The 251-nt window shown below is 47.8% G+C and carries 1 protein-coding gene; it reads right to left on the bottom strand.

Annotation, left to right across the window (positions count from 1 at the left end; genetic code table 11):
- On the bottom strand, positions 1-251 hold a 251-nt coding region (locus SB775_RS31965), incomplete at both ends, for a BCCT family transporter (protein ID WP_410865307.1).

A 251-nucleotide genomic window follows, 5' to 3' on the forward strand; every position in this document is an offset into this window, starting at 1 on the left:
CCTATCACCGAAGGAACCAGTAGGACGTAAACGATAAATTCACGAATGGTTCGGCCCTTGGATACACGCGCAATGAAAATCCCGACAAAAGGCGACCAAGCGATCCACCATGACCAGTAGAAAATCGTCCAGCCATTGATCCATTCGCGGCCGGCTTCATTCATTGGTGCCAGGCGGAAACTCATCTTGATAAAATTCTGTGCGTAGCTGCCGAGTGTATCGGTAAATAAATTCATGATGAACATCGTTGG

This window comes from Peribacillus sp. SIMBA_075 (assembly GCF_046534585.1).